This is a genomic window from Kutzneria chonburiensis, assembly GCF_028622115.1.
Lineage (GTDB): Bacteria > Actinomycetota > Actinomycetes > Mycobacteriales > Pseudonocardiaceae > Kutzneria > Kutzneria chonburiensis.
In genome coordinates this window covers 7,700,854-7,725,166 of sequence record NZ_CP097263.1, presented here as the reverse complement: position 1 = coordinate 7,725,166, position 24,313 = coordinate 7,700,854, and the positions used below count along the sequence as shown (strand labels likewise).

Sequence of the window (24,313 nt, the reverse complement as noted above, 5' to 3'; positions counted from 1 at the left end):
CCGATGTAATCTGCCGGCATGGACGAGGTGAGCAAGACGGCGCTGGGCGTGGCCCGGGTGCGGGCGGCTGAGAGCGAACGCGCAGATCGGCTGTTCGACGACCCGTGGGCGGCGAAGTTCTGCGCGGCGGCGCCGGACCAGGTGCCGGGCGGCGAACGAACACCGCTTTCGCTGGCCTTCGCGTTCCACGCGATCATCCGCACCCGCTTCTACGACGACTACCTGCGCGAATCGGGCTGTCGCCAGGTCGTGCTGCTGGCCGCCGGTCTGGACAGCCGCGCCTACCGGCTGGACTGGCCGGCCGACACCGGCCTGTACGAGGTCGATCTGCCGAAGGTGTTGGCGTTCAAGGACGCCGTGCTGGGCGACGCCGAACCTCGTTGCGCCCGAACGGTTGTGCCGGCCGACCTCCGTGACGACTGGGCGACAGCCTTGCCGGACAGCGGTTTCGATCCGACACTGCCGACAGCCTGGTTGGCCGAGGGCCTGCTGATCTACCTGACGCCGACGGACGCCGACCAACTGCTGTCGACCGTCACGGAACTGTCCGCGCCGGGAAGCCGGATCGCCTTCGAGCGCGGTGACCGGGCCCACCAGGATCAGGCAGTGAATTCCCCGTCCATGCAACGGTATTCGGCACTGTGGAAGGGCGGCCTCGACCGGCCGGCGAGCCAATGGCTGGCCGAACACGGTTGGCGCGCAACGGAACATGACCTCGGTCCGGTCGCCGCGGCCTACGGCCGACCGATCCGCAAGGAGACCAGCAGCGGCTTCGTGACCGCTATCCGCGGTGCATCGACGTGATCATGGCTTCGATGGCGAAGCGCGGCTTCACGTTCTGCTGCAACGCATCCCGACAGGCCAGCACCGCCTCCAGCCGCCGCAGCGTGGACTCCGACGTCCACATCGAGGCGGCGTTGGTGATGTCGTTGGCCCGGTCGGGATGCATCAGCGGCACGTCCGCCCGCGACCGCGTGACCAGCACGTCCCGGTAGAAGCCCATCAGGTCGACCAGGGCCAGGTCCAGCGAGTCGCGCTGGGTCCGCGTGGCCCGCGACTTCTGCCGCTTCTCCAGCTCCTTCAACGCACCCGCGGCGCCGCGGGTGGCCGACGCGGTGCCCTTGCCGGTGCCGCCGGCGCCCATCGCGGTCTTCAACGCCTCGGTCTCGGCGGCGTTGCGGTCCTCGTTCGCGGCGACGGCATCGGCCTCGGCCGCCTTCACGAGCGCGTCGGCGCTGCTGAAGATGTCGCCGAAACGCCGCAGCCCCAACGGAATCGCCAGCACCGACTCGCGCCGCTGCCGGGCCTCCGGATCCGTGGCCAGCCGGCGCGCCCGGCCGATGTGGCCGCCGCAGACCGAGGCCGCCCACTGCGCGGTCGCCGGCTCGATGCCGTCACGGTGCTCCAGCACCTCGGCGATGGCCGCGGTGGCCGGCGTGCGCAGCCCGATGGCCCGGCAGCGCGACCGGATCGTCACGGAGATGTCGTCCGGGTGGTCGGACGGGGCGCAGAGCAGGAACACGGTCCGGTCCGGCGGCTCCTCCACCGCCTTGAGCAGCGCGTTGGCCGCGCCCTCGGTCAACCGGTCGGCGTCCTCGATGATCACGACCTGCCAGCGCCCGGTGGTCGGCCGCTTGGCCGAGACCTGGACCAGGGCCCGCATCTCGGCCACCGAGATGGACAGCCCCTCCGGCACCACCAGCCGCACGTCGGCGTGCGTGCCGTGCATGGTCGTGCGACAGGCCTGACACTCGCCGCAGCCGCGCGGGCCACCCGGGGCCTCGCACTGCAACGCGGCGGCGAAGGCACGGGCCGCCGTGGACCGGCCGGAACCCGGCGGGCCGGTGAACAGCCAGGCGTGGGTCATCGCGCCGGGCGTGGTCGGGCGGCCGGCGACCAGGTCGGCCGCGGCCTCGGCGGCGGTGCTGAGCACCTCGACCGCGTGCTCCTGGCCGACGACGTCGGCCCACACCGTCATGCCTGCACCTGCTCGGTCACCCTGACATGATGCCGCGCGGCCAGCTGCCGCTGCGCGAAGGCCCCAGCCAACGCCGCGATCACGGCCGCCACCACCAGCGATGTGCGCACGCCGACCAGGTCCACCAGCACCGGGGCCATCGTCGTCGCGGCGAACAGAACCACCTTGACCAGCGCCTGCACGAACGCGTTGACCCGGCCGCGCACCTCGTCCGGCACCTGCGCACCGATCATCGTCAGCCCGGTCACGAAGGCCACGCCCGCGCAGGCCCCCACCGCGCCGACGGCGGCCAGCGCGAACCACAGGTGCGGGGCGACCGCCACGGCCAGCAGCAGCGCACCGGCGGCCACGATGGCCACGCCGAACGGCAGTCGCAGCTTGGGCGTAGCCACCACGCCGATCACCAGACCGATGAACATGGCGATCACCAGCGTGCCAAAAGCGGCCTCGCCGCCGCGCAGCTCGGTGGCATACGGACGGGCGATGGCGATCACCGTGCCGCCCGCGGTCAGCGCACCGACGATGCCGATCACCAGGCCCCGCACCAGCCGGCTGCCTCGCACGTAGCGCAGGCCGTCGCGGGCCATCCCCGGCTCGCCGGTCGGCGGCGCGGTCCAGCGGCCGGACGCCTCGGGCAGCCGGGTCGCGATCACCAGCGCGGAGCTCAGGTACAGCAGGCCGTTGATCACCACGATGACGTGCACGTCGGAATGCGGGGCGATGGCGGTGATCACCGAGTACAGGCCGGCGCCGGTCAGCAAGGCCAGGCCGTAGGTCGTGACGAGGGTCAGCTGGCTGGCCGTCTGCACCTGGTCCGGTCGGTGCAGCAGGGTCGGCAGGGCCGAGTCCTTGGCCGGGATCCACAGCATCGAGCAGACGCCGACCAGGAAGTTCGCCGCCAGCAGCCACCACGTCGTACCCACGACGGCGATGGACAGGAACAGCCCGCAGCGGGCCAGGTCCGTGGCGATCATGACCTTGCGCCGGTCGAACCGGTCGGCCAGGTGCCCGGCCAGCGGGGCCAGCAGCAGCCCCGGCAGCAGCTGGGTGGCGACCACGCCGCTCAGCGCGAATTCACTCGATCCAGTGAGGGTCGCCAGCAGCGAGGACAGGCCGAGCAGCGACAGCCAGTCGCCCACGCAGCACAGGTACGCGGACGTCCAGAGCCGGCGGAACGCCGGGATGCCCATCACCTCGGCGATATGTCTCATCGCTGCATGCCCGCGACCACCACGACGGCAATGAGCGCGATGAAGAACAGCACCACCAAGCAGCCCACGCAGCCGGCCGCGCTGTTCCGGCGTTGCGCCTGCTGCGCTGCCGGCGCGGGCGGCAGGCCACCGGCGGCCTGGAGCCCGATGGTCGGGGCTGTCCGCGTGTGCTGAAGACCGGGGGCCGGCGGCAGCGGCGCCGGCTGCCTCGGCGGCGCGGCCCGGCGGGTCCGATCGCGAGCCAGCTCACGGCGGGCCGCCTCGCGCACCTTGTCCTGGTCCACGACCACCGGCGGCACCGGCGGCGGCACCACGGTGTCGGGAACATCGGCAAACGACTGGGCTGACAGCCCGGTCAGCGCATCCGGATACACCGGCAGCGGCGGCAACGCCTGCGTGCCGTCGGGCCCGAACTCGCCTGCCATACCCCCAGCGTAAACCGCCCACCCCAGCACCGGCCGCCACTGTCACATGCGCGTCATACTTGCCTCCAAGAGGCACATCCGGACCGCATGTGACAGTTCAGCCGGTGCTGGGTGGGGTCAGCTCTTGGTTTTGGCCGGGGCCTTCTTGGCGGCGGGCTTCTTGGCCACGGTCTTCTTCTCGGCCGCCGGCTTCTTCTCCGCCGCCGGCTTGCGGGTGGTCGTCCGCTTCGGCGCCGGGCCCTTGGCCCGCTTCTCCGCCAGCAGCTCGGCCGCCCGCTCGTCGGTCAGCTCCTCGACGCTGTCGCTCTTGCGCAGCGACGCGTTGAACTCGCCGTCGGTCACGTACGGGCCGAACCGGCCGTCCTTGACCACCATCGGCTTGCCGGAGACCGGGTCGTTGCCCATCTCCTTGAGCGGCGGCGCCGACGCGGCCGACTGGCGGCCGCGCTTCTTGGGCTCGGCGTAGATCTTCAGGGCCTCGTCCAGCGTGACCGTGAACAGCTGGTCCTCGGTGGCCAGCGACCGCGAGTCCGTGCCCTTCTTCAGGTACGGGCCGTAGCGGCCGTTCTGCGCGGTGATCTCCGCGCCGGTCTCCGGGTCCTTGCCGACCATGCGCGGCAGCGACAGCAGCTTGAGCGCGTCCTCGAGGGTCACCGTGTCCAGCGCCATGTCCTTGAACAGCGAGCCGGTCCGCGGCTTGGGCGCGGTGGCCTTCTTGCCGTTCGCGGGCTCGGGCTGCTCCGGCAGGATCTCGGTCACGTACGGGCCGAAGCGGCCGTCCTTGGCCACGATCTCGTGCCCGGTCACCGGGTCGTTGCCCAGCGAGCGGCCCTCCATCGGGGTGGCGAACAGCTTCTCCGCCACCTCCTGGGTCAGCTCGTCCGGCGGCATGCCGTCGGGCAGATTCGCCCGCTGCGACTCACCGTCGACCTCGCGCTCCAGGTACGGCCCGAACCGGCCGACGCGGACGACCACGGTGTGGCCGTTCTCGTCGGTGAACATCGGGATGGAGTTGACCTGGCGCGGGTCGATGCCCTCGACGCTGGCGTCGATCAGCTTCTTCAGGCCGCCACCGCGGCCGACCGAGCCGTCCGGGCCGATCTCGCCGCCGAAGTAGAAGCCGTTGAGCCAGTTGGTGCGGTGCTGGTCGCCGGCGGCGATCCGCTCCAGCTCGTCCTCCATGGCGGCGGTGAAGTCGTAGTCCACCAGTCGCTCGAAGTGCTGCTCGAGCAGGCCGATCACGGCGAACGCGACCCAGGACGGGATCAGCGCCGAGCCGCGCTTCCACACGTAGCCGCGGTCCTGGATGGTCTTGATGATCGTCGCGTACGTGGACGGCCGGCCGATCCCCAGCTCTTCCATCGTCTTGATCAGGCTGGCGTCGGTGTAGCGCGGCGGCGGGCTGGTGGTGTGCCCGTCCGGGCTCAGCTCGACCGCGGTGATCGCCTGGTCCTTGACCAGCTGCGGCAGCCGGCGCTCGGCGTCGTCGGCCTCGCCGCCGGCCTCGGAGTCGATCGACTCCACGTAGGCCTTGAGGAAGCCGGCGAAGGTGATCGTGCGGCCGGAGGCGGCGAACGTGCACTCCTCGCCGGAGGCGGCGGTGCCGGCGATCCGCACGCTCATCGTGGTGCCCCGGGCGTCGTTCATCTGCGACGCGATCGTGCGCTGCCAGATCAGCTCGTAGAGCCGGAACTCGTCGGCGGCCAGCTCCTTGGCCACCTCGCCGGGGGTGCGGAACACCTCGCCGGCGGGGCGGATGGCCTCGTGGGCCTCCTGCGCGTTCTTGACCTTGCGGGTGTACTGGCGCGGCTTGTCCGAGACGTACTGGGCCCCGTAGAGCTGGGTGGCCTGGGCCCGCGCGGCCGCCACCGCCGACTCCGACAGCGTGGTCGAGTCGGTACGCATGTAGGTGATGTAGCCGTTCTCGTACAGCCGCTGCGCGGTGCTCATCGTGCGGTCCGCGGAGAAGCGCAGCTTGCGGCTGGCTTCCTGCTGCAACGTGGACGTCATGAACGGCGCATAGGGTCGCCGCGTGTACGGCTTCTCCTCGACCGAGGTGACCTTGAGCGTGGCCTTGTCCAGGCCGGCGGCCAGCGCCCTGGCCTCGGCCTCGGCCAGCACCCGGACCTCGCCGGAGCCCTTGAGGCGGCCGTCCGGTCCGAAGTCGCGGCCGGTGGCCAGCCGCACGCCGTCCACCTGCACCATGCGGGCGGCGAACTGGCGGGGGTCGGCGTCCGGGCCGGCGTCCAGCTGCGCGCCGATGTCCCAGTACGAGGCGTTGACGAAGCTGATCCGCTCGCGCTCCCGCTGCACCACGATGCGGGTCGCCACCGACTGCACGCGGCCGGCCGAGAGCTTCGGCATGACCTTCTTCCACAGCACGGGGGAGACCTCGTAGCCGTAGAGGCGGTCCAGGATGCGCCGGGTCTCGTAGGCCTCGACCAGGTCGGTGTCCAGGTCACGGGGGTTGGCCGCGGCGGCGAGGATGGCCGGCTCGGTGATCTCGTGGAAGACCATCCGGCGGACCGGCACCTTGGGCTTGAGCGTCTCCAGCAGGTGCCACGCGATGGCCTCGCCCTCGCGGTCACCGTCTGTCGCGAGATAGAGCTCGTCGACGTCCTTGAGCAGCTCCTTGAGCTCGGTGACCGTCGCCTTCTTGTCCGGCGTGACGATGTAGACCGGCTCGAAGCCGTGCTCGATGTCGACGGCCAGGTTGGCCCAGGGCTCGCCCTTGTACTTGGCCGGGATCTCCGCCGCCTTGCGCGGCAGGTCGCGGATGTGCCCCTTCGAGGACTCCACCACGAAGTTGTTGCCCAGGTAGGAGGCGATTTTCCGGGCCTTGGCGGGCGACTCGACGATCACCAACCGACGGTGCCCGGACCCGTTGCCCCCGGCACCGTTCTTGTTCGCCTTTGTCGATCCAGCCACGCCGTCCCGCTCTCTTGTCTACCTGTGTCCCCAGCCCGCCACTATGCACCGTCGAACCCCGATGTCATCGTGCGCCGTGACGGACAGAGTGACATAACACAGCGCCGGCACCCATCAGGAGTAGTACCCCGACACCTTGTTGGAGGACAAACCCTGCCGAAACGGCCCGTTCCGGAGGATACCCTCCGAAACGGGCCGTGCCGGTTTCGTAAATCAGCCCACGCCGTTGGCGACGGTCTCCGCCGGCGCGTCGGCGATGGTCGTGCTGCGACGCTTCGACACCACGACCGCGGCGACGATGACGACGACCGCGACGACCGCGATGGAGATGCGGATCGCCGGCGGCTGGCCCGCGGCGCTCAGCCCCACGATGGCCGGCGCGATCAGCACCGACACCAGGTTCATGACCTTCATCAGGGGGTTGATGGCCGGGCCCGCGGTGTCCTTGAACGGGTCGCCGACGGTGTCGCCGATGACCGTCGCGGCGTGCGCGTCGGAGCCCTTGCCGCCGTGGTTGCCGTCCTCGACCAGCTTCTTGGCGTTGTCCCAGGCCCCACCGGAGTTGGCCAGGAACACCGCCATCAGCGTGCCGGTGGCGATCGCGCCGGCCAGGTAGCCGGCCAGCGGGCCCACGCCGAGGCCGAAGCCGACCGCGATCGGGGCCAGGATGGCCAGCAGGCCCGGGGTGGCCAGCTCACGCAGCGAGTCGCGGGTGCAGATGTCCACGACCTTGCCGTACTCCGGGCGGACGGTGCCGTCCATGATGCCCGGGTTGTCCTTGAACTGGCGGCGCACCTCGAACACGATCGCGCCGGCCGCCCGGGTCACCGCGTTGACGGCGAGTCCGGAGAACATGAACACGACGGCCGCGCCGATCATCAGGCCGACCAGCGTGCTCGGCGTGAACACCGCGAACGCCGCGTTGACGTTCGAGGCCAGCACGTCGAGACCGGCGCCGTTGACGTACGAGCCGAACAGGGCCGTCGCCGCGAGCACGGCGGTCGCGATCGCGATGCCCTTGGTGATCGCCTTGGTGGTGTTGCCGACCGCGTCGAGCTCGGTCAGGATCTTCGCGCCGTCCTCGCTGACCTCGCCGGACATCTCGGCGATGCCCTGCGCGTTGTCGGAGACCGGACCGAATGTGTCCATGGCGACGATGACGCCGACCGTGGTGAGCAGGCCGGTGCCGGCCAGCGCCACCGCGAACAGCGCCACCGCGACCGAGCCGGACAGCAGGAACGCGCCGTAGACCGCCGCGCCGATGACGATCGCGGTGTAGACGGCGGACTCGAAGCCGACCGAGATGCCGGACAGGATCACCGTGGCCGCGCCGGTCAGCGAGGTCTCGCCGACCGTCTTGACCGGCTTGTGCTCGGTGCCGGTGAAGTAGCCGGTCAGCCACAGGATGATGGCCGCGAGCACGATGCCGATGATCACGGCGACCGCCGCGATCAGGGCCGGGTTGCCGCCGTCGGTGATGCCGCCGGTGAGCTTGGCGAAGGTGCTCGGCAGGTAGGCGAAGGCGGCGATCGTGCACAGCACCGCGGAGATCACCGCGGAGATGTAGAACGAGCGGTTGATCGCCGACAGGCCGTTCTCGCCCGGACGGGCCCGGGTGATGTAGACGCCGATCACCGCGGTGAGCACGCCGATGGCCGGCACGATCAGCGGGAACAGCAGGCCCTGCGTGCCGAAGGCGAGCGAGCCGAGGATGAGCGCGGCGACCAGCATGACCGAGTAGGACTCGAACAGGTCGGCCGCCATGCCGGCGCAGTCACCCACGTTGTCGCCGACGTTGTCGGCGATGGTGGCGGCGTTGCGCGGGTCGTCCTCGGGGATGTTCTGCTCGACCTTGCCGACCAGGTCGGCGCCCACGTCCGCGGCCTTGGTGAAGATGCCGCCGCCGACACGCATGAACATGGCGAGCAGGGCGGCGCCGAAGCCGAAGCCCTCGAGCACCTTGGGCGCTTCGCCGGCGTAGGCCAGCACCACGATCGAGGCGCCGAGCAGGCCGAGGCCGACCGTGCTCATGCCGACCACACCGCCGGTGCGGAAAGCTACCCGCATCGCCTTCTCGCGGCCGCCGTCCGGCTCGTTTGCGGCCGCCGCCACGCGCAGGTTCGCGCGGGTCGACAGCCACATGCCGAGGTAGCCGATCGCGGCCGAGAAGACGGCGCCGATGATGAAGAAGACAGAGCGGCCGATTCGTTCGCCGATGCTGTCCGCGGGAAGGAAGAACAGCAGCACGAACACGATGACCACGAATATGGCCAAGGTGCGGAACTGCCGGTTGAGATAGGCCGCGGCGCCCTCCTGAACGGCCTTCGCGATGTCCTGCATCTTCGGGGTGCCCTGGCCCGCGGCCAGCACCTCCTTGCGCAGCACGAACGCGATGGCCAGGGCGATGATGGCGACCACAGCGACCACACCGACGATGGTGTAGTCCCCCCGGACAGCGTGAGGCCGTCCGCGAGTTTCTGGGACATCCGTCCTCCTGGTGACGTCATGCGTGTTACAGCCGTCAGCGCCAGGAGCCGGTGTCGTGCGTCGGCTCCGACGCAGCGTGTGCACCCTCACACTTGGGTGCGATGCCGGCGGAGTCTATTGGTCCGTCAACTCGGTCAGACGGCCAGTCCCGTTCCGTTCACAGTCCGTTATCTTCGGAGGGCGTCGTGAATCGATACAGCGACCGTCTGCGCCGCCTGTGGCGATGGAGCGGTCGACACCGACCGTGAACAACCGATCCGCCGGTCGAGTGGTGTCGCACCTGTGTGCGAAGCTCGGGGCTGTGGGCGGAACCGAGCGTGGTCGCGAGCTGCTGCGGCGCGTGCTGGCCGGAGTGCCGGCGGGCGAGTCGCCGCTGACGCACGTCACCGACCAGCCCGAGCGGGTCGGCCGGCACGCCGACTGGCCGGAATGGGCCGATCATGGGCTGGTCAGCGCGCTGCGCGCGGGCGGCGTCGAGCGGCCGTGGACCCATCAGGCGCGCGCCGCCGAACTGGCCTGGTCGGGAAAACATGTGGTGCTCGCCACAGGAACGGCGTCCGGGAAGTCGCTCGGGTACCAGCTGCCGGTGTTGAGCCGTCTGGCTGAAGATCCTCGGGCGACCGCGTTGTACCTGGCTCCGACCAAGGCGCTGGGCGCCGATCAGCTCCGGTCGGTGCGGTCGTTGGGGGCCGACGACGTGCGCCCGGCGTCGTTCGACGGCGACACCCCCATGGTCGAGCGGGACTGGGTCCGGGCGCACTCCCGCTGGATCTTCACCAACCCCGACATGCTGCACCGGGGCGTGCTGCCCAACCACGCCCGCTGGTCCACGTTCTTCCGCCGGCTGACCTACGTCGTCGTCGACGAGTGCCACTCCTACCGGGGCGTCTTCGGCTCCCATGTCGCGCTGCTGATGCGCCGACTCCGTCGCGTCGCCGCCAAGTACGGCGCCTCCCCCGTCTTCGTGCTGGCGTCGGCCACCGTCGCCGACCCCGCCGGCTCGGCCGAGCGGCTCTGCGGGCTGTCGTTCGAGGCCATCGACGAGGACTCCTCACCACGTGGTGAGCGAACCGTCGCACTGTGGGAGCCGCCGCTGCTCGAGGAGCTCGCCGGCGAGAACGGCGCCCCCATCCGGCGGGCCGCCGGCACCGAGGCCGCGCGGATCCTCGCCGACCTCGTCATCGAGCAGGCCCGCACGCTCGCCTTCGTCCGCTCCCGCCGCGGCGCCGAGCTCACCGCCCTGGCCGCTCGCCGGATCCTCGCCGACGCCGACGACGACCTTCCCGGCCGCGTCGCCGCCTACCGCGCCGGCTTCCTGCCCGAGGAGCGTCGGGCTTTGGAACGCTCCTTGGCCGACGGCCGCCTTCTCGGCGTCGCCACCACCAACGCCCTCGAACTCGGCGTCGACATCGCCGGTCTCGACGCCGTCGTCGTCGCCGGCTATCCCGGCACCCTCGCCTCGTTCTGGCAGCAGGCCGGCCGCGCCGGCCGCACCGGCGACGGCTCCCTCGTGGTCTTCGTCGCCCGCGACGATCCGCTCGACACCTATCTCGTGCACCATCCCGCCGCCGTGCTCGACAAACCCGTCGAGGCCACCGTGCTCGACCCCGTCAACCCTTACGTCCTCGCCCCGCAGCTCGCCTGCGCCGCTTCCGAGCTCCCCCTCACCCCCGACTGCCTCATCACGCTCGGCGGCCCCGTCGCCCGGCAGATCGTCGACGACCTCGTGCAGGACGGTCTCCTCCGGCGGCGCCCCACCGGTTGGTACTGGACCTCTCGCGACCGTCCCCACGCCGGCGTCGACATCCGCGGCTCCGGCGGCGAGCAGATCGCCGTCGTCGAGGGCGATTCCGGTCGGATGCTCGGCACCGTCGACCCCGGCTCCGCCACCTGGCAGGTCCATCCCGGCGCCCTCTACCTGCACCAGGGCATCTCGTACGTCGTCGACGCCCTGTCCTTGGAGGACGGCCTCGCCCTCGTCCATGCCGAGGACCCCGAGTGGACCACCCAGCCCCGCAACGTCGTCGACATCTCCGTCGTCCGCACCGCGCAGCGGGACCGCTTCGACGGCGTAGACCTGTGCCTCGGCGAGGTTGACGTCACTTCGCAGGTGGTCGGCTACCTGCGCAAACTCCCTTCCGGTCGGGTCATCGACCAGATCCCCCTCGACCTCCCCGAGCAGACCCTGCGCACCCGCGCCGTCTGGTACACCGTCAGCCAGGATTTGTTGGAGGCCGCCGGCATTTCCCTCCCCGCGTCCCCGGCGCCCTCCACGCCGCCGAGCACGCCGCCATCGGCCTGCTCCCCCTGTTCGCCACTTGCGACCGTTGGGACATCGGCGGTGTCTCCACCGCCATGCACGCCGACACCGGCGAGGCCACCGTCTTCGTGCACGACGGCCACCCCGGCGGCGCCGGCTTCGCCGACCGCGGCCACGCGTCACTTATCCCGTGGCTCACCGCCACCCGTGAGGCCATCGCCTCTTGCGAGTGCCTGATGGGCTGCCCCTCCTGCGTCCAGTCCCCCAAGTGCGGCAACGGAAACGAGCCCTTGGACAAGGAAGGCGCGGTCGCCGTCCTCACCGCCGTCCTGAACGCCATCACCCCCAAGTAGCCCCGAGTGAGAGCGCTCTCACCGCCTGACTGTCGACACGCCTTGGGGTCCGGGGCGAAGCCCCGGCGTGGGGGCGTGGGGGCCGGGCCCCCACACAGCACTCCGAACCAACGAGGCGAGCGCTCGCGCGAGCATCGCTCTCCCATTGGTGAGGCGTCCGGGGCGAAGCCCCGGCGTGGGGGCGTGGGGGCCGGGCCCCCACACAGCACCGCGAGCGACCCGGTCCGCGCTTTCCGCGGACACACGTCCGCGGAGCGAGCGAACGCGCCGGGGGCGCCAGTCTGGAGCTGGCGCGCGCCCGGCGCATTCGTTACTACCGAACACCGCACATCGCCTGCGACCGCGTTGTGTGAGCGACCGTCGAGGGTGGTGTGCCGACCGTGTCGCGCTCGCGGACACCAGGGAGGCGGAGGTGTCCGGCGCGGCGGTCGCCCTCGGGGGCCGGCGGGTGTGGCCCCGGTCCCGGTCGCTACCGGGAGGCGATCTTTCGGTGCTGGTGTTCGGCTGTGCACCTGTCCCGTGTCCGCCTCGCCCTGGAACGGGAACGGCGAGCGGACGGTCGGGCAGGGTTGGTGCGATGGCTGCGTCGGGCCCCGCGCTCGGGGTAGTCGCGGGAGGACGTCACGGGTCCCGACGCAGCCGGCAGGGCGATCAGAAGGAGTCGGCCGCCACGAGGCGCGGGGCGGAGGTGCCCAGCAGCTCGACGTGGTGATCCGGTCGGGTGGCCTCGACGAGGGCCTCCTGCACGACCTGGGAATCCGGCAGCGACCAACCACAGACCTCGGGCTTCACCCTCCAGTGCACGACACCGTGCTGGAAGGGCGTGGGCGGCAAGGGAATCCAGCTGTCGAGGCCGTGCAGCACGACATCGCCGCGTCCGGCGAGTTCGGCCGACAGCTCCTGGCCCGAGTTCACCAGGAACATCCACTTGCCGGCAGGGGTAGCGGCGATCGGCACCGGCACGCCGGTCGTGCGCAGCACACCGGCCACGCGACGGCCCAGCTCGGCGTCCACCTCGATGGCGTCCACCACATGACCGGTGGCGACCAGCAGGCTGTACCGACGACCGGTCCACCATGCGGCGACCTGCTCCGGCTTGGTGCCGATGCGGTCGACCCAGTCACGGTGCACCGGCACCGGGCCGGTCTGCTCGACGCCGTCCCTGCCCGCCCACTGCGAGCCCGTCGGATAGGTACCCGGCAACACCGGCCATCCGCGCCACGCGAGGCCCATCGCCTCAGCACGCAGCTCGATGCGGAACGCGCCGCGCCAGCTATCCGACCAATCCATCTTCTGTCGCCTCCTTGACTGTCAGGCACCGTGTCGGCGCCCACAACACACTCAACGGCACCGGGCGCGGACTCCGTAACCCCGTGTCGACGACTGGTAGCTGACGGACTGCGAGTGAGGTGTCGAACAGCGATGGGCTGAACGGTGGACGGCAGCCCATCCCGCGACGAGGAGCGGCGGCGAAGAGTGACGACACGCGGCCGACCGGGTGTGACACCACTCACCGCCGCTGAGCGACCGCTCGTCGTGTCATTGCCGGTCAACGACCGTCGGGCACTTCAGCCGGACCTGCACGGGCATGGGCGTTGGCCGTGCCGGACAACGCCGCCCATCCCGGCGGCCGAGCGGTCACCGACACGTACGCCTCCCGTTCGACGACGCGACAAGCGGTCGTCGTGACTGACATCCGCTCGGCGACCTGCCGGGCCCGCTCGCAGGCGTGGTCGCTGCCGGCGGCCAGTTGGCCGGCCGCGGCGAGCGCCGCGAGGTCGGCCGCAGCGGCGACCCGGTGCCGGGTCAGCACCGCGCCACCGATCTGGAGACCGAGCACCACGAGCATCATCAGCACCACGACCATCCCGGCCACCAACACCGTCGCCGAGCCCCGCTCGCCTCGTATCCGATCACTCCACGGACCGCGGCCGCACCCGGCCGGCGCATCCCGAGCGCGGGCCTGGGTGTTCCTCATCCACTCACCTCCGGTTCGAGCACTGCGCAGGCCGTTCCCGACGGCCGTATGCCCAACAGCAACGGCACAGGCTCGGCCGTGACCGTCACGCTGACCTCGTCGCCGTCGACCTTGATCGACAATTCGGCGCCGTTCGGGCCGAGTTGCCGTAGGGCCTGTTCGCCACGGGCCCGATCGCCTCGGGCGACCAGCCGGGCGATCTCGGCGGCAGCGTCGATGGCCCGGAGGCCGGCGACCACGGCGCCGATCGCCGAGATCCCCACCGTGAGCATCACGACAAAGGCGCAGAGGGCGATGGCGGCCTCGACGGTGACCGAACCGCGCTCAGAGCGGAACCGAGAGGGCACGGTCGATCAGCCCCTCGATGGCGACACGCACGGCGTCGCTGGTCACGATCAGATACAGCGTGCCCGCAAGGGCCGCGAGGGTGAGCATGAGCAGCACCAACTCGACGCTCACCGCGCCGTCGTCGGAAGCGAGCAGTGCACGGATCCGGCACACCAGGCCTCTCATTCCTACTCCTTGTCCATGGTCACCAGCTGATGAGCACTCGATCGGCCAGTCCCACCACCACGGGCACGACGCCCAGGCAGAGGAAGGCCGGCAGGAAACACAGTGCGAGCGGTCCGGCGATCAACACCCCTGCACGCTGGGCCCGGGCCTCGGCCGTGTCGGCCGACGCCGCCCGGATGCGCCGGGCCAGCCCGTCCGCGACCTCGGCGAGCGCGGTACCGGAGTGCGCACTCCGGCGAGCACTCCTCGCCAACGCCGCCGTGGTCGGCTCAGCCAGCGCCGGGGCCCAGGCCTGCACCGGGTCTGAACCCAACGCCAGCAGTTCGGCCGTCCGGCACAACACCTCGGCGCACTCCGGTGGCGCGTCAGCGGCCACCGCCCGGATTGCCGTCGGCACGGGCAGCCCGGCACGCAGGCACGCGGCGAGCAGATCCCACGTGGCCGCCAGACGTAATGGATCCGGCGGCGGCGGTCCGCGCCGCATCGTCCTGCGGCACCAGAGGAAGATCGCCGCCGACACCACCAGCGCGGGCATCCAGCCGAACACCATCGCTGCCAGCACCCCGCCGGCAAGCCCGGTCAAGGCCGGCAGCCACGCCGGCGGTATTCGAGGGCCGTGCCGCCTGACCGTCGTCGGCGGGCCGAACACCATGGCCAGCCGAACGCGAGCCGTGATCGGTCCGGGCAGCACCAGCAGCGCAAGAGAAAGAAGGAGAGCCGACGCCGCGTACCCGAGCATGGGCGTGGTCATGGCATCACCACGTGGTCGGTCAGCTTGGCACTCCACACCACGCCGGCGCAGATGAGCAGGGCACCGACGACGAGCAGCACCTGTCCGACGACCGTATCGGCGAGCACGTGCAACGGCCGGGCATCGACGGCCTCGCCGAGCAGTACGCCGAGCTCGGGCAACGCCGCCAGCACCGCCGCGCTGACTCTCGGGCCGGCCATCCGGGCGTGGACCTGCCGGCCGAACTGCAATCGTTGATCGAGATCCCGGCGCACGGAATCGAGCACCTCGGCCAGCGGCAGCCCATGTCTGGTGGCGAGCCGCCACGCACGGCCAACCTGGCTGAGCACGACGGCCAGCGACGGCTCGGCCGTAGCGCTGCGAACCAACGCCCGATCGACGTCACCGCCCAGCCGTGCTGTGTTGGCAACTGTGCTCATTGCCTTGGCCGCCAAGGGGTCGGCATCGATGGCAGCGCGCTCGGCCGCTGTCGCGGGATGAGCACCAACGCGCAGCTCGGCAACCATGGCCCCGAGCGCGCCGACCATGCCCTCCGCGGCTTGGGTCCGCTGTCGAAGACCGCGACGCGAATGCCACCGACGCCAACACGTCGTGCACAGCACCGCGTTGGCCACCGCACCGCCCGGGCCGAGTAGGCACCACCCCAACGCCGCGCCGACCACAGCCAGCACTCCAGTGGTCGGCCGCGGCATGCGCCATCGACGCCGGGCCGGTCGTGCGGCCGGCAGGAGCGCCCGCAACCGACGTGGCGCATGCCTTACCGGCCAGACCAGAACGGCGGCAGCAAGCAGTGCGACGGAGAGGCTCAGCACGAGCCCCTCCCTGCCACGAATGGACGCGGCCGGCCGACCGAGCGCGGGAGTGCGTGAGGGGGTGCTGGCGGAGTGGGCGGAAGGGGTGGCGTAGGCGGGAAAGCGATGCTCAGCATGGGAAACCCCGGTCGGTGAGGAGGGTGGCGAGTAGGGGCCAAGCCTCGGTGGGGTGGCCGGACCGCCAAGCTGGGAGGACTACGACCTCGGCGGCCTCACGGGTGAGGACGCCGATCTCGACGAGGCGGCGGACGCCGCCAGGGGAACGCTTGAGGTGGAGGACGACGTGGATGGCGGCGGCCAGCTGGCTGTGGAGGGCGGGGCGGGAGATACCGCCGAGGGAGGCGAGGGCCTCCATGCGGGCGGGGACCTCGGAAGGGGAATTGGCGTGGAGGGTGCAAGCGCCGCCGTCGTGGCCGGTATTGAGGGCGGCGAGAAGCTCGCAGACTTCGGCGCCGCGTACCTCGCCGACGATGATGCGATCGGGGCGCATGCGGAGGGCCTGGCGTACCAGTTCACGGGAGGTGACCTCGCCGGCGCCCTCGACGTTGGGTGGCCGGGAGACCAGACGAATGACCTGGGGATGGTCGGGGTGGAGCTCGCCGGCGTCCTCGATGCAGATGACACGCTCGCACGCGGGCACCCGGCCGAGTAGAGCGGCGAGCAGGGTTGTCTTGCCGGAGCCGGTGGCGCCGGTGATCAAGAAGGCGAGGCGGGCTCGGACGATGCGGACCAGAAGCTCCTCGGTGGCCTCGTCGAACGTGCCCAGCTCGCGTAGGGCGGCGAGGTCGTGGCCGGCGGGGCGTAGGACACGCAGCGACAGGCTGGTGCCGTCGGCGGCGATGGGCGGCAGCATGGCGTGCAAGCGAATGCCCTCGGGTAGCCAGGCATCGACGAAGGGCTGGGCGTCGTCGAGCCGTCGGCCGGCGACGAGGGCCAAGCGCTGAGCCAGCTGTCGCACGGCGTCGTCGTCGCGAAAGGTGATCGGGGTGAGGCGAACGCCGTCGGGCCCGTCGATCCACACCCGGTCCGGCCCGGTGACGAGCACGTCGCTCACGCCGGGATCGCTCAACAGCGGCGCGAGCGGCCCGGTGCCGGAGAACTCCTGTCGTAGCTCGCGAACGGCGCCGAGGGTGTCCAGATCGCTGGCCACACCGCCGGTTTCGGCCCGGAAGGCGTCGGCCATCTCGGCGTCGGTGACGCCGCGGCCGATGGTGGCGAGGCGTTCTCGCACGCGGTCGACAAGGTCACGCCGCATCGGGCACCCCGCACAGGACCTCGACGGCCAGATCGGCGGCGTCGGCCAGCGGTCCACGCGGTCGAGCCGGCGGCCGGCCCGCCTCGAGCGACATGGCCAGACCCGGTTCGGCCGGCATGCCGGTCAGCAGGTTCAGGCCGACGGTGCTGGCGACCTCGTCGGCCCGCAGTCCGCCGGGCGCCGGCCCGCGCACCACGAGCTGGGCCTCCCGCCCTTCCTCGATGAACCGCTCGACCAGGCGACGCGCCGCCGCACAGGCCCGCAACTCGGCCGGCATGACCACGACGATCAGGTCGGCCCGGTCCAGGACGACGCCGGACGGTTCGGTCCGATGTCGCGGCAGGTCGCAAACGACCAGTTCGCCGCTGCGCTTGGCCGAGCTGACCACGGTGGCCACGGCCTGCGGATCGAGATCGACGTTGCCGCGGTCGCAGGACAGGATGGTCAGGCGGGACTGGCCTCGCTGGCTGCCGGGCAACGCGGTGTGCAGCGAGGATGCGGCGACACGTCCGGCGCTGAGCTTGAGTTCGGGCCAGCGCAATCCGTCCATCCGCTCGGCTCCGAGCACGAGATCGAGCCCGCCGGCCATCGGATCGCAGTCGACGAGCAGAACGCGGCGACCTCGCCGCAACGCCGCATAACCGACCGCGGCGGCGAACACGGAAGCACCGGCACCGCCGCGACCGCCGATCACGGCCATGATGCGCCCGGTGTCCTTGGCCGGACCTTCGACGGCATCGGCGATTGCCCCGGCCAGCCAGTCTTCCCCGTCCGGCAGGCCGACCACGCGTTCCGCACCGACGGCGACGGCGTGCTCGAACAGCCGTGGCGGAGGTGGACCGGCGGCCAACACCACCACGCCTGGTCTGCGGGGCAGGCCGGCCTCGCCGCAGCTCTGCGCGGCCTGTTCGTCCAGCAACACCATCGGCGCGTGCGCCCAGCCGGCCCGCATGGCGGCCACGTCGGCCACGCGTTCCACGTCGCAGCCGGCGGCCGCGGCGACTTTGAGCAGGTCGTCGAGCAGGTCGTCGTTGTCGACCAGGGCCAGCGGCCGTGCTCGGTCCACGTTCTCCCCGTCCTCGTCCGGCGGCGAACGGACGTGCGCCGCGGGACCAGACTCGCCCGGGCGGCGGTGGCCGCGGGGCGGTCGGAGATCCACATGTGGACAACTCGGGGGTTGTGGACAACTCGGCCGATGTTGATCTCTGACGCCGAAGGTTGTCAGACCCGGTGGCCATACTGGAGCCGGGCGATACCCGGGCACCTGACCGTAGATATGGGACGACCCCCGTCAGGGGGAGGGACGGGGGCCGCCTAGGTTCAGTCCCGGGGGTTGGACTGAACACGTCCGGATCTGTGGCCGGACCTCTCTACTGTATCCCCCCGAAGGCCTCTCGCGCCTCCCATCCCCGCAACAGACACGCCATATTTTCGTGACGACACCTATGCTGGCGCCGTGGATCCCAGCACCGGCGCTCGTGTGGCGGCCTTTTTCGACCTGGACAAGACCGTCATCGCGAAGTCGAGCCTGCTGGCCTTCAGCCGGCCCTTCTTCCAGGAGGGTCTGATCAACCGCCGAGCCGTGCTCAAGAGCGCGTATGCGCAGTTCGTGTTCATGCAGTCGGGTGCGGACGCGGACCAGATCGAGCGGATGCGCCAGCACATCACGGCGCTGTGCGCGGGCTGGGATGTCGGCCAGGTGCGGGCCATCGTCGAGGAGACATTGCACGACATCGTGGACCCGCTGGTCTACAAGGAAGCCACCCAGCTGATCGCCGACCACCGTGCCGCAGGTCACGACGTGGTGGTGGTCTCAGCCTCCGGCCAGGAGATCGTCGCGCCGATCGCGGACATGCTCGGCGCCACGCAGAGCCTGGCCACCCGCATGGTGGTCGCCGACGGCCGCTACACCGGCGAGGTCGACTTCTACTGCTACGCCGACAACAAGGCCGTCGCGATCAAGCAGTTGGCCGCGACCAACGGCTACGACCTGGCCCGGTGCCACGCCTACTCCGACTCCGCGACCGACGAGCCGATGCTGGCCGTGGTCGGCCACCCGACGGCGGTGAATCCGGACCGGGGGCTGCGCAAGGTCGCCGCCCAGCAGGGCTGGCCGGTGCTGACCTTCTCCGATCCGGTGTCGCTGCGGGCCCGCATCCCGACGCCGTCCGGCACCGCCGTGGCGGTCACCGCGGTGAGCTTGGGCGCGGTCGCGGCCGCCGGCGTGGCCTGGTACGGCATTCGCCGCCGCCGTCGGGCCTGAACTCCACCCGAAGAGGGCATCGGCGCAGGTCATGATCTGTGCGGTCGTCCTGATCGGTCACGCAAAGCCACTTGACCGGTGCACCCGACCGTGCCCTTGCTGTGGCCGCCGTCACCCACTACAAAGGAGATGCGGACATCGAGTCGGCCAGGGACGGAGCGGAGGAGAAGCCCCGTCCACCCCGAAAGATCTCCGTGCGCGAACCTCGGGCACCCACGCACAGCACGCCGCGGGAGGCATGTCGTCTGGGGGCTGCGTACCGGGACGCCGGACGCCGAGCACCCCACCTATACGACACTAGTTGCACGCTTGGTAACCCGATCAGTTCGCGCTGAAGACGAGCGACTCCCCAGCCTCATCGAGGCTGGGGAGTCGCTGTGTCCGGGGAAAGACTGGGCCGATCCAGCGAGGATCGTTGACCGGCCGACCGTGACGTCAGTAACTTGCCGATTGATCTGCATAGTCGGTGAGAAGGTCACGGGAGGACGCCGTGCGCAGGACACTCGTCGCCTTACTGGCAGGCTTGGCCGCGATGGCCACCGCAGCCCCGGGCGCCGCCGACGCCCAACCCGACCAGGTCAGCGCCGCGCTGCACGGCATGACCCTGGCCGAGAAGGTCGGCCAGCTGTTCATGACCTACGGCTACGGCCCGACCGCGGACACGGTGGATGCCCGCAACCAGACGGAGTTCGGCGTCGACACGCCGGCCCAGCTGGTGCAGAAGTACCACCTGGGCGGCGTCATCTACTTCGCGTGGTCGGACAACGTGCAGAACCCGACCCAGATCGCCGGGCTGTCCAACGGCCTACAGAAGGCGGCCATCTCCTCCGGCGCGCACATCCCGCTGCTGATCTCCACCGACCAGGAAGAAGGCCTGGTCACGAGGATCGGTGCGCCGGCGACCACCTTCCCCGGCAGCATGGCCTTGGGCGCCAGCCGAAGCACCGCCAACGCCGAGCAGGCAGCCACCATCACGGGCCGTGAGCTGCGGGCCATGGGCATCAACATGAACAACGCGCCGGATTCCGACGTGAACGTGAACCCGGCCAACCCGGTGATCGGCGTGCGGTCCTTCGGCTCGGACCCGACCCTGGTCTCGAACATGGTGTCCGCGCAGGTCAAGGGCTATCAGCAGAGTGTGGCCACGACGGCAAAGCACTTCCCCGGGCACGGCGACGCGGCCACCGACAGCCACACCGGGCTGCCGGTCATCGACCACGACAAGGCCACCTGGGAGCAGATCGACGCGCCGCCGTTCCGGGCCGCCATCAAGGCCGGCACGGACGTGATCATGAGTGCGCACATCGTGTTTCCGAAGATCGACCCGTCCGGCGATCCGTCGACGCTGTCGCCGACCGTGCTCACCGGCATGCTGCGCGACGAGCTCGGATACCGCGGCATGGTGATCACCGACTCGCTGCAGATGGCCGGCGTCCGGCAGAAGTACACCGACGCCGAGATCCCGGTGAAGGCGTTGCAGGCCGGCGCGGACATGCTGCTGATGCCGCAGAACGTCGGCACCGCCGTCAATGCGGTGATCAACGCCGTGCGGACGGGGCAGCTGTCGGAGCGGCGGATCGACCAGAGCGTGGCCCGCATCCTGGCCGTGAAGTTGCGACGGGGCGTGCTGTTCAACCCGTTCACCGACGTCAACGCCGTGGCCAAGAAGGTCGGCACGACAACGAGTCTGGCCACCGCGCAGCGCATCACCGACTCGACGGTCACCGTGCTGAGCAATGGCGGCACGCTGCCGCTGAAGGCGAAGTCCGTGCTGGTCACGGGGTGGGGCGTGACGACGACCCAGACGCTGGCCGATGCCCTGACCGCCCAAGGGATTCCGGCCAGCAAGACCGCCACCGACTATGACGCGATCGTGGTGACGACCAACGGCGCCGCGGCGGATCCGGCGCAGCAGCAACGGGTTCGCGATCTGGTCGCGACCGGCAAGCCGGTGATCGCCGTCGGCGTCGGCAATCCGTACGACCCGGGCGCGATTCCCGAGGCCCACACATGGATCGACACCTACTCGTACACCGCGGTGTCGATGCGATCGCTGGCCCGGGTGATCGCCGGCGCGGTCGCGCCGCAGGGCAAGCTGCCCGTGGACATCCCGAACTCGTACTCCTTCGGCACGGGACTGACCTGGTGAGCCTGTCCCGCCGGGGTTTCCTCGCCGCGTCGGCGCTGACCGCGGCCGTACCGGCCGTGCCGGCACTGCCGGAACAAAAACGCCTCAACGGCGCGGACATTCTCGCCGCCGAGGGCTACAAGCGATTGCGCGGCCGCAAGGTCGGCGTGCTCACGAACCCGACCGGCGTGCTGGCCGATCTCACGCATCTGGTCGACGACATGGTGGCCAACCAGGTCCGCCCGGTCGCCGTTTTCGGGCCGGAGCACGGCTTCCGCGGCACCGCCCAGGCCGGCGGATCCGAGGGTGACTACACGGATCCGCGGACCGGGATTCCGGTCTACGACGCGTACAACGTCACCGTCGACAAGCTGGCGGCCATGTACCGCAAGGCCGGCGTGGACACCGTGGTGTTCGACATCGCCAACGTCGGCGCGCGGTTCTACACCTATACCTGGACGATGTTCATCGCCATGGAGGCGGCCGCCGCGACCGGGGCGTCGTTCATGGTGCTGGACCGGCCGAATCCCATCGGCGGCCAGGCGTACGGGCCGCAGCTGGACCCGAAGTTCGCCACCCTCGTCGGGTTGAAGCCGATCGTGCAGCAGCCCGGCATGACCGTCGGCGAGCTGGCCCGGCTGTTCGACGCCGAGTTCCTGACGACCCGGCTGAGCCGCCTGGAGATCGTCAAATGCACGGGATGGCGGCGAAACGACCTGTTCAGCGGGCAGTGGGTGCCGCCGAGCCCGAACATGCCGACCGCCGACACGGCACTGCTCTATCCCGGCACCTGTCTGTTCGAGGGCACGCTGCTGTCCGAGGGCCGCGGCACGTGCCGGCCGTTCGAGACGATCGGCGCCCCCGGCATCGACTGGCATTGGGCTGAGCGACTGAACTCGCTGGGGCTGCCCGGGATCGAGTTCCGCGAGGCCTACTTCGTGCCGACGTTCAGCAAGTTCGTCAACCAGACGTGTGGCGGCGTGCAGGCGCACCTGACCGACCGGCCGCGCGTCGACGCCATCCGCACCGCCGTCTCGATGATCGTGACGGCCCGCGAGTTGTACCCGAAAGTGTTCGGTTGGCGGCCGGACAACTGGGTCGACAACCTCAGCGGCTCGGCGCGTCTGCGCAGCATGGTGGACGCGGGCGCCGGTGTCGACGACGTCGTGGGCGCATGGGCGGCCGAGCTCGCCGCCTTCCGCCGAGATCGCATCCGGTATCTGCTGTACAGATGAGGTGGCCATGCGGATTCGTGCCCTCGCCCTGCCGGCCGTGCTCGTGCTGGCGTTCGCCGTGACCGCGAGCGCGGATGCCGGGCCGAACTCGGCCCGCTTCGACCGGCCCTACCCGGGCTTCGCGCCGGCCGGCACGGTCCTGCGCGCCGGTTCGCCGGCCCAGGCCGGGCTCAACGCGGCCCCGATCGACGCGTTCAACAGGCAGCTCGCCGCGTGGGTCCCGTCGATCTATCCCGGCGCCACGGCGTTGTTGGCGCACAACGGTGTTGTCGTCGACCGCACGGCGACCGGCGAGGCCGTGAAGTTCCAGGACGCGACCACTCAGCTGCCGCCGGATCAGCAGGTGCCGGCCCGAACCGACACCATCTACGACCTCGCGTCACTGTCCAAGCTGTTCACGTCGATCGTGGCCGTGCAGCAGCTGGAGGCCGGCCGGATCGCGCTGGACACGCCAGTCGCGCACTACCTGCCCGAGTTCGCCACCAACGGCAAGGCCGACATCACCATCGAGCAGCTGCTGACCCACACCTCCGGACTGATCCCCGACCCGATTCCGTCGCTGTGGGCCGGCTATCCGGACATCCCGTCGCGGGAGAAGGCGATCCTGGACACGACGCCATCGGCCGCGCCGGGCACCCAGTACGTGTACTCCGACCTGAACATGCTGACCATGCAGCTGGTGTTGCAGCAGGTCACCGGCAAGAAGCTGGACGAGCTCGTGCGTACGGGCATCACCGAGCCGCTGCACATGGTCGACACCGGCTACAACCCGCCGGCGTCCAAGCTGAGCCGGATCGCCGCGACGGAGTACGAGGTCTCCCCGCCGCGAGGCATGGTGCGCGGGTCCGTGCACGACGAGAACGCGTGGGCGATGGGCGGTGTCGCCGGGCACGCCGGCGTCTTCTCCACGGCCGATGACCTGGCCGTATTGGCCCAGGCCATCCTCAACGGCGGCGTGTACCGCGGGCACCGGATCCTCAGCGAGCACGGCGTGCACCTGATGCAGGTCAACTTCAACCAGAAGTTCCCCGACGACTCGCACGGGCTGGGCTTCGAGCTGGACCAGATCTGGTACATGGGCGGCCTGTCCGGCCCGGACACCATGGGGCACACCGGGTTCACCGGCACGTCGCTGGTGATCGACCCGCGGTCGCGCTCGTTCGCCATCCTGCTGACCAACCGTGTGCACCCGACCCGCAACACGCCCAGCACCAACGGCGCCCGTCGTGCGGCGGCGCAGGCATTGGCGCAGGCCATGTCCGTACAGGCGCCGGACGGCGGCCGGTCGTGGTTCTCCGGGCAGGGCGGCGGGTCGACCAGCACGTTGACCACCGGGACGCTGCACGGGTCGGTGCGGGTGTCGTTCGAGGCTTTCGTCAACACCGAGACGACGGATCTGCTGACGTTGGAGGCCAGCACGGACGGCGGCACCACCTGGACCGCCGTGCCGCTCACGGTGCGTGGTCGCAGCGGCCCCCAGATGTCCCCCCAGATGTCACTGTCGGGACAGTCCAGCCGGTCCTGGCAGCAGGTTCGGGCACAGGTGTCGAATCCGTCGAACGATCTGATGCTGCGGTGGCGTTACACAACCGACCCCTCATACGAAGGAAGGGGCGTGAACGTGGCCGACATCGAGCTGAGCTGCGGCCGCACCACGTTCACACCGGTCGGTTGGCAGCTGACGTAACCGCAGGTCAGGGGCCATTATGTTGACCGAAACAGTTACTGTTAGTAAG

General features: G+C 70.6%; 18 protein-coding genes and 1 pseudogene. 6 read left to right on the top strand and 13 right to left on the bottom strand.

Annotated elements, in window-relative coordinates:
* The first annotated feature begins 18 nt into the window (after nucleotides 1-18).
* Nucleotides 19-804, top strand: a complete 786-nt coding sequence (locus M3Q35_RS35715; protein ID WP_273936947.1) for a class I SAM-dependent methyltransferase — start codon at nucleotides 19-21, stop codon at nucleotides 802-804.
* Here the strand turns inward: M3Q35_RS35715 and M3Q35_RS35710 are convergent.
* The 5 genes from M3Q35_RS35710 to M3Q35_RS35690 form a co-directional block, all read right to left on the bottom strand.
* On the bottom strand, nucleotides 782-1,978 hold the full coding sequence (locus tag M3Q35_RS35710) for a DNA polymerase III subunit delta' (RefSeq protein WP_273936946.1): 1,197 nt from the start codon (nucleotides 1,976-1,978) through the stop codon (nucleotides 782-784). The two genes, M3Q35_RS35715 and M3Q35_RS35710, sit on opposite strands and share 23 nt — an antisense overlap.
* Complete coding sequence (locus tag M3Q35_RS35705; RefSeq protein WP_273936945.1) at nucleotides 1,975-3,189, bottom strand: MFS transporter; 1,215 nt, start codon at nucleotides 3,187-3,189, stop codon at nucleotides 1,975-1,977. Before M3Q35_RS35705 ends, M3Q35_RS35710 begins: the two co-directional genes overlap by 4 nt.
* Entirely contained in the window at nucleotides 3,186-3,614 is a 429-nt protein-coding gene (locus M3Q35_RS35700; protein ID WP_273936944.1) for a hypothetical protein, read from the bottom strand. Before M3Q35_RS35700 ends, M3Q35_RS35705 begins: the two co-directional genes overlap by 4 nt.
* Before the next feature lie 117 nt (nucleotides 3,615-3,731).
* On the bottom strand, nucleotides 3,732-6,542 hold the full coding sequence (gene topA / locus M3Q35_RS35695) for a type I DNA topoisomerase (protein WP_273936942.1): 2,811 nt from the start codon (nucleotides 6,540-6,542) through the stop codon (nucleotides 3,732-3,734).
* A gap of 213 nt (nucleotides 6,543-6,755) precedes the next feature.
* Nucleotides 6,756-8,978, bottom strand: coding sequence for a sodium-translocating pyrophosphatase (locus M3Q35_RS35690; RefSeq protein WP_420704782.1), 2,223 nt, complete (start codon nucleotides 8,976-8,978; stop codon nucleotides 6,756-6,758).
* Between the two features lie 352 nt (nucleotides 8,979-9,330).
* On the opposite strand from M3Q35_RS35690, the pseudogene M3Q35_RS35685 reads away from it, so the two are divergent.
* Nucleotides 9,331-11,642 (top strand): annotated as a pseudogene (locus M3Q35_RS35685) (DEAD/DEAH box helicase).
* A 651-nt stretch (nucleotides 11,643-12,293) separates the two neighbouring features.
* On the opposite strand, the gene M3Q35_RS35680 reads toward M3Q35_RS35685, so the two are convergent.
* From M3Q35_RS35680 to ssd, 8 genes are all read right to left on the bottom strand, one after another.
* A complete protein-coding gene (locus tag M3Q35_RS35680; RefSeq protein WP_273936938.1) occupies nucleotides 12,294-12,932 on the bottom strand; it encodes a bifunctional DNA primase/polymerase in 639 nt (212 codons plus the stop codon).
* 259 nt (nucleotides 12,933-13,191) lie between these two features.
* Entirely contained in the window at nucleotides 13,192-13,620 is a 429-nt protein-coding gene (locus M3Q35_RS35675; RefSeq protein ID WP_273936937.1) for an Rv3654c family TadE-like protein, read from the bottom strand.
* The gene (locus M3Q35_RS35670; RefSeq protein WP_273936936.1) at nucleotides 13,617-13,967 is read right to left on the bottom strand and encodes a TadE family type IV pilus minor pilin; all 351 of its coding nucleotides are present in this window, start codon (nucleotides 13,965-13,967) and stop codon (nucleotides 13,617-13,619) included. The genes M3Q35_RS35675 and M3Q35_RS35670 overlap by 4 nt, the downstream gene beginning before the upstream one ends.
* The gene (locus M3Q35_RS35665) at nucleotides 13,945-14,133 is read right to left on the bottom strand and encodes a DUF4244 domain-containing protein (protein ID WP_273936935.1); all 189 of its coding nucleotides are present in this window, start codon (nucleotides 14,131-14,133) and stop codon (nucleotides 13,945-13,947) included. The genes M3Q35_RS35670 and M3Q35_RS35665 overlap by 23 nt, the downstream gene beginning before the upstream one ends.
* Before the next feature lie 19 nt (nucleotides 14,134-14,152).
* The gene (locus M3Q35_RS48600; RefSeq protein ID WP_337960508.1) at nucleotides 14,153-14,884 is read right to left on the bottom strand and encodes a type II secretion system F family protein; all 732 of its coding nucleotides are present in this window, start codon (nucleotides 14,882-14,884) and stop codon (nucleotides 14,153-14,155) included.
* Entirely contained in the window at nucleotides 14,881-15,576 is a 696-nt protein-coding gene (locus M3Q35_RS35655; protein ID WP_273936934.1) for a type II secretion system F family protein, read from the bottom strand. The genes M3Q35_RS48600 and M3Q35_RS35655 overlap by 4 nt, the downstream gene beginning before the upstream one ends.
* Before the next feature lie 229 nt (nucleotides 15,577-15,805).
* Nucleotides 15,806-16,951, bottom strand: coding sequence for a TadA family conjugal transfer-associated ATPase (locus M3Q35_RS35650; protein ID WP_273936932.1), 1,146 nt, complete (start codon nucleotides 16,949-16,951; stop codon nucleotides 15,806-15,808).
* The gene (ssd, locus tag M3Q35_RS35645; RefSeq protein ID WP_273936931.1) at nucleotides 16,941-18,017 is read right to left on the bottom strand and encodes a septum site-determining protein Ssd; all 1,077 of its coding nucleotides are present in this window, start codon (nucleotides 18,015-18,017) and stop codon (nucleotides 16,941-16,943) included. The genes M3Q35_RS35650 and ssd overlap by 11 nt, the downstream gene beginning before the upstream one ends.
* 390 nt (nucleotides 18,018-18,407) lie before the next feature.
* On the opposite strand from ssd, the gene M3Q35_RS35640 reads away from it, so the two are divergent.
* The 4 genes from M3Q35_RS35640 to M3Q35_RS35625 all read left to right on the top strand — a co-directional run bounded on the left by M3Q35_RS35640 (nucleotide 18,408) and on the right by M3Q35_RS35625 (nucleotide 24,264).
* Nucleotides 18,408-19,214 carry an HAD family hydrolase gene (locus tag M3Q35_RS35640; RefSeq protein ID WP_273936930.1) on the top strand — a complete coding sequence of 269 codons (807 nt, stop codon included), beginning with the start codon at nucleotides 18,408-18,410 and terminating at the stop codon, nucleotides 19,212-19,214.
* A gap of 532 nt (nucleotides 19,215-19,746) precedes the next feature.
* A complete protein-coding gene (locus tag M3Q35_RS35635; RefSeq protein ID WP_273936929.1) occupies nucleotides 19,747-21,363 on the top strand; it encodes a glycoside hydrolase family 3 protein in 1,617 nt (538 codons plus the stop codon).
* Nucleotides 21,360-22,577 carry an exo-beta-N-acetylmuramidase NamZ family protein gene (locus tag M3Q35_RS35630; protein ID WP_273936928.1) on the top strand — a complete coding sequence of 406 codons (1,218 nt, stop codon included), beginning with the start codon at nucleotides 21,360-21,362 and terminating at the stop codon, nucleotides 22,575-22,577. Before M3Q35_RS35635 ends, M3Q35_RS35630 begins: the two co-directional genes overlap by 4 nt.
* Nucleotides 22,578-22,584: 7 nt before the next feature.
* On the top strand, nucleotides 22,585-24,264 hold the full coding sequence (locus M3Q35_RS35625; protein WP_273936927.1) for a serine hydrolase domain-containing protein: 1,680 nt from the start codon (nucleotides 22,585-22,587) through the stop codon (nucleotides 24,262-24,264).
* Nucleotides 24,265-24,313 lie beyond the last annotated feature (49 nt).

Bases quoted from the DNA above. Each gene is read 5' to 3' on its own strand.
- M3Q35_RS35715 (WP_273936947.1), top strand. From the start codon at position 19: ATGGACGAGGTGAGCAAGACGGCGCTGGGCGTGGCCCGGGTGCGGGCG.
- M3Q35_RS35710 (WP_273936946.1), bottom strand. From the start codon at position 1,978: ATGACGGTGTGGGCCGACGTCGTCGGCCAGGAGCACGCGGTCGAGGTG.
- M3Q35_RS35705 (WP_273936945.1), bottom strand. From the start codon at position 3,189: ATGAGACATATCGCCGAGGTGATGGGCATCCCGGCGTTCCGCCGGCTC.
- M3Q35_RS35700 (WP_273936944.1), bottom strand. From the start codon at position 3,614: ATGGCAGGCGAGTTCGGGCCCGACGGCACGCAGGCGTTGCCGCCGCTG.
- M3Q35_RS35680 (WP_273936938.1), bottom strand. From the start codon at position 12,932: ATGGATTGGTCGGATAGCTGGCGCGGCGCGTTCCGCATCGAGCTGCGT.
- M3Q35_RS35675 (WP_273936937.1), bottom strand. From the start codon at position 13,620: ATGAGGAACACCCAGGCCCGCGCTCGGGATGCGCCGGCCGGGTGCGGC.
- M3Q35_RS35665 (WP_273936935.1), bottom strand. From the start codon at position 14,133: ATGAGAGGCCTGGTGTGCCGGATCCGTGCACTGCTCGCTTCCGACGAC.
- M3Q35_RS48600 (WP_337960508.1), bottom strand. From the start codon at position 14,884: ATGACCACGCCCATGCTCGGGTACGCGGCGTCGGCTCTCCTTCTTTCT.
- M3Q35_RS35655 (WP_273936934.1), bottom strand. From the start codon at position 15,576: ATGCCGCGGCCGACCACTGGAGTGCTGGCTGTGGTCGGCGCGGCGTTG.
- M3Q35_RS35650 (WP_273936932.1), bottom strand. From the start codon at position 16,951: ATGCGGCGTGACCTTGTCGACCGCGTGCGAGAACGCCTCGCCACCATC.
- M3Q35_RS35635 (WP_273936929.1), top strand. From the start codon at position 19,747: ATGGCCACCGCAGCCCCGGGCGCCGCCGACGCCCAACCCGACCAGGTC.
- M3Q35_RS35625 (WP_273936927.1), top strand. From the start codon at position 22,585: ATGCGGATTCGTGCCCTCGCCCTGCCGGCCGTGCTCGTGCTGGCGTTC.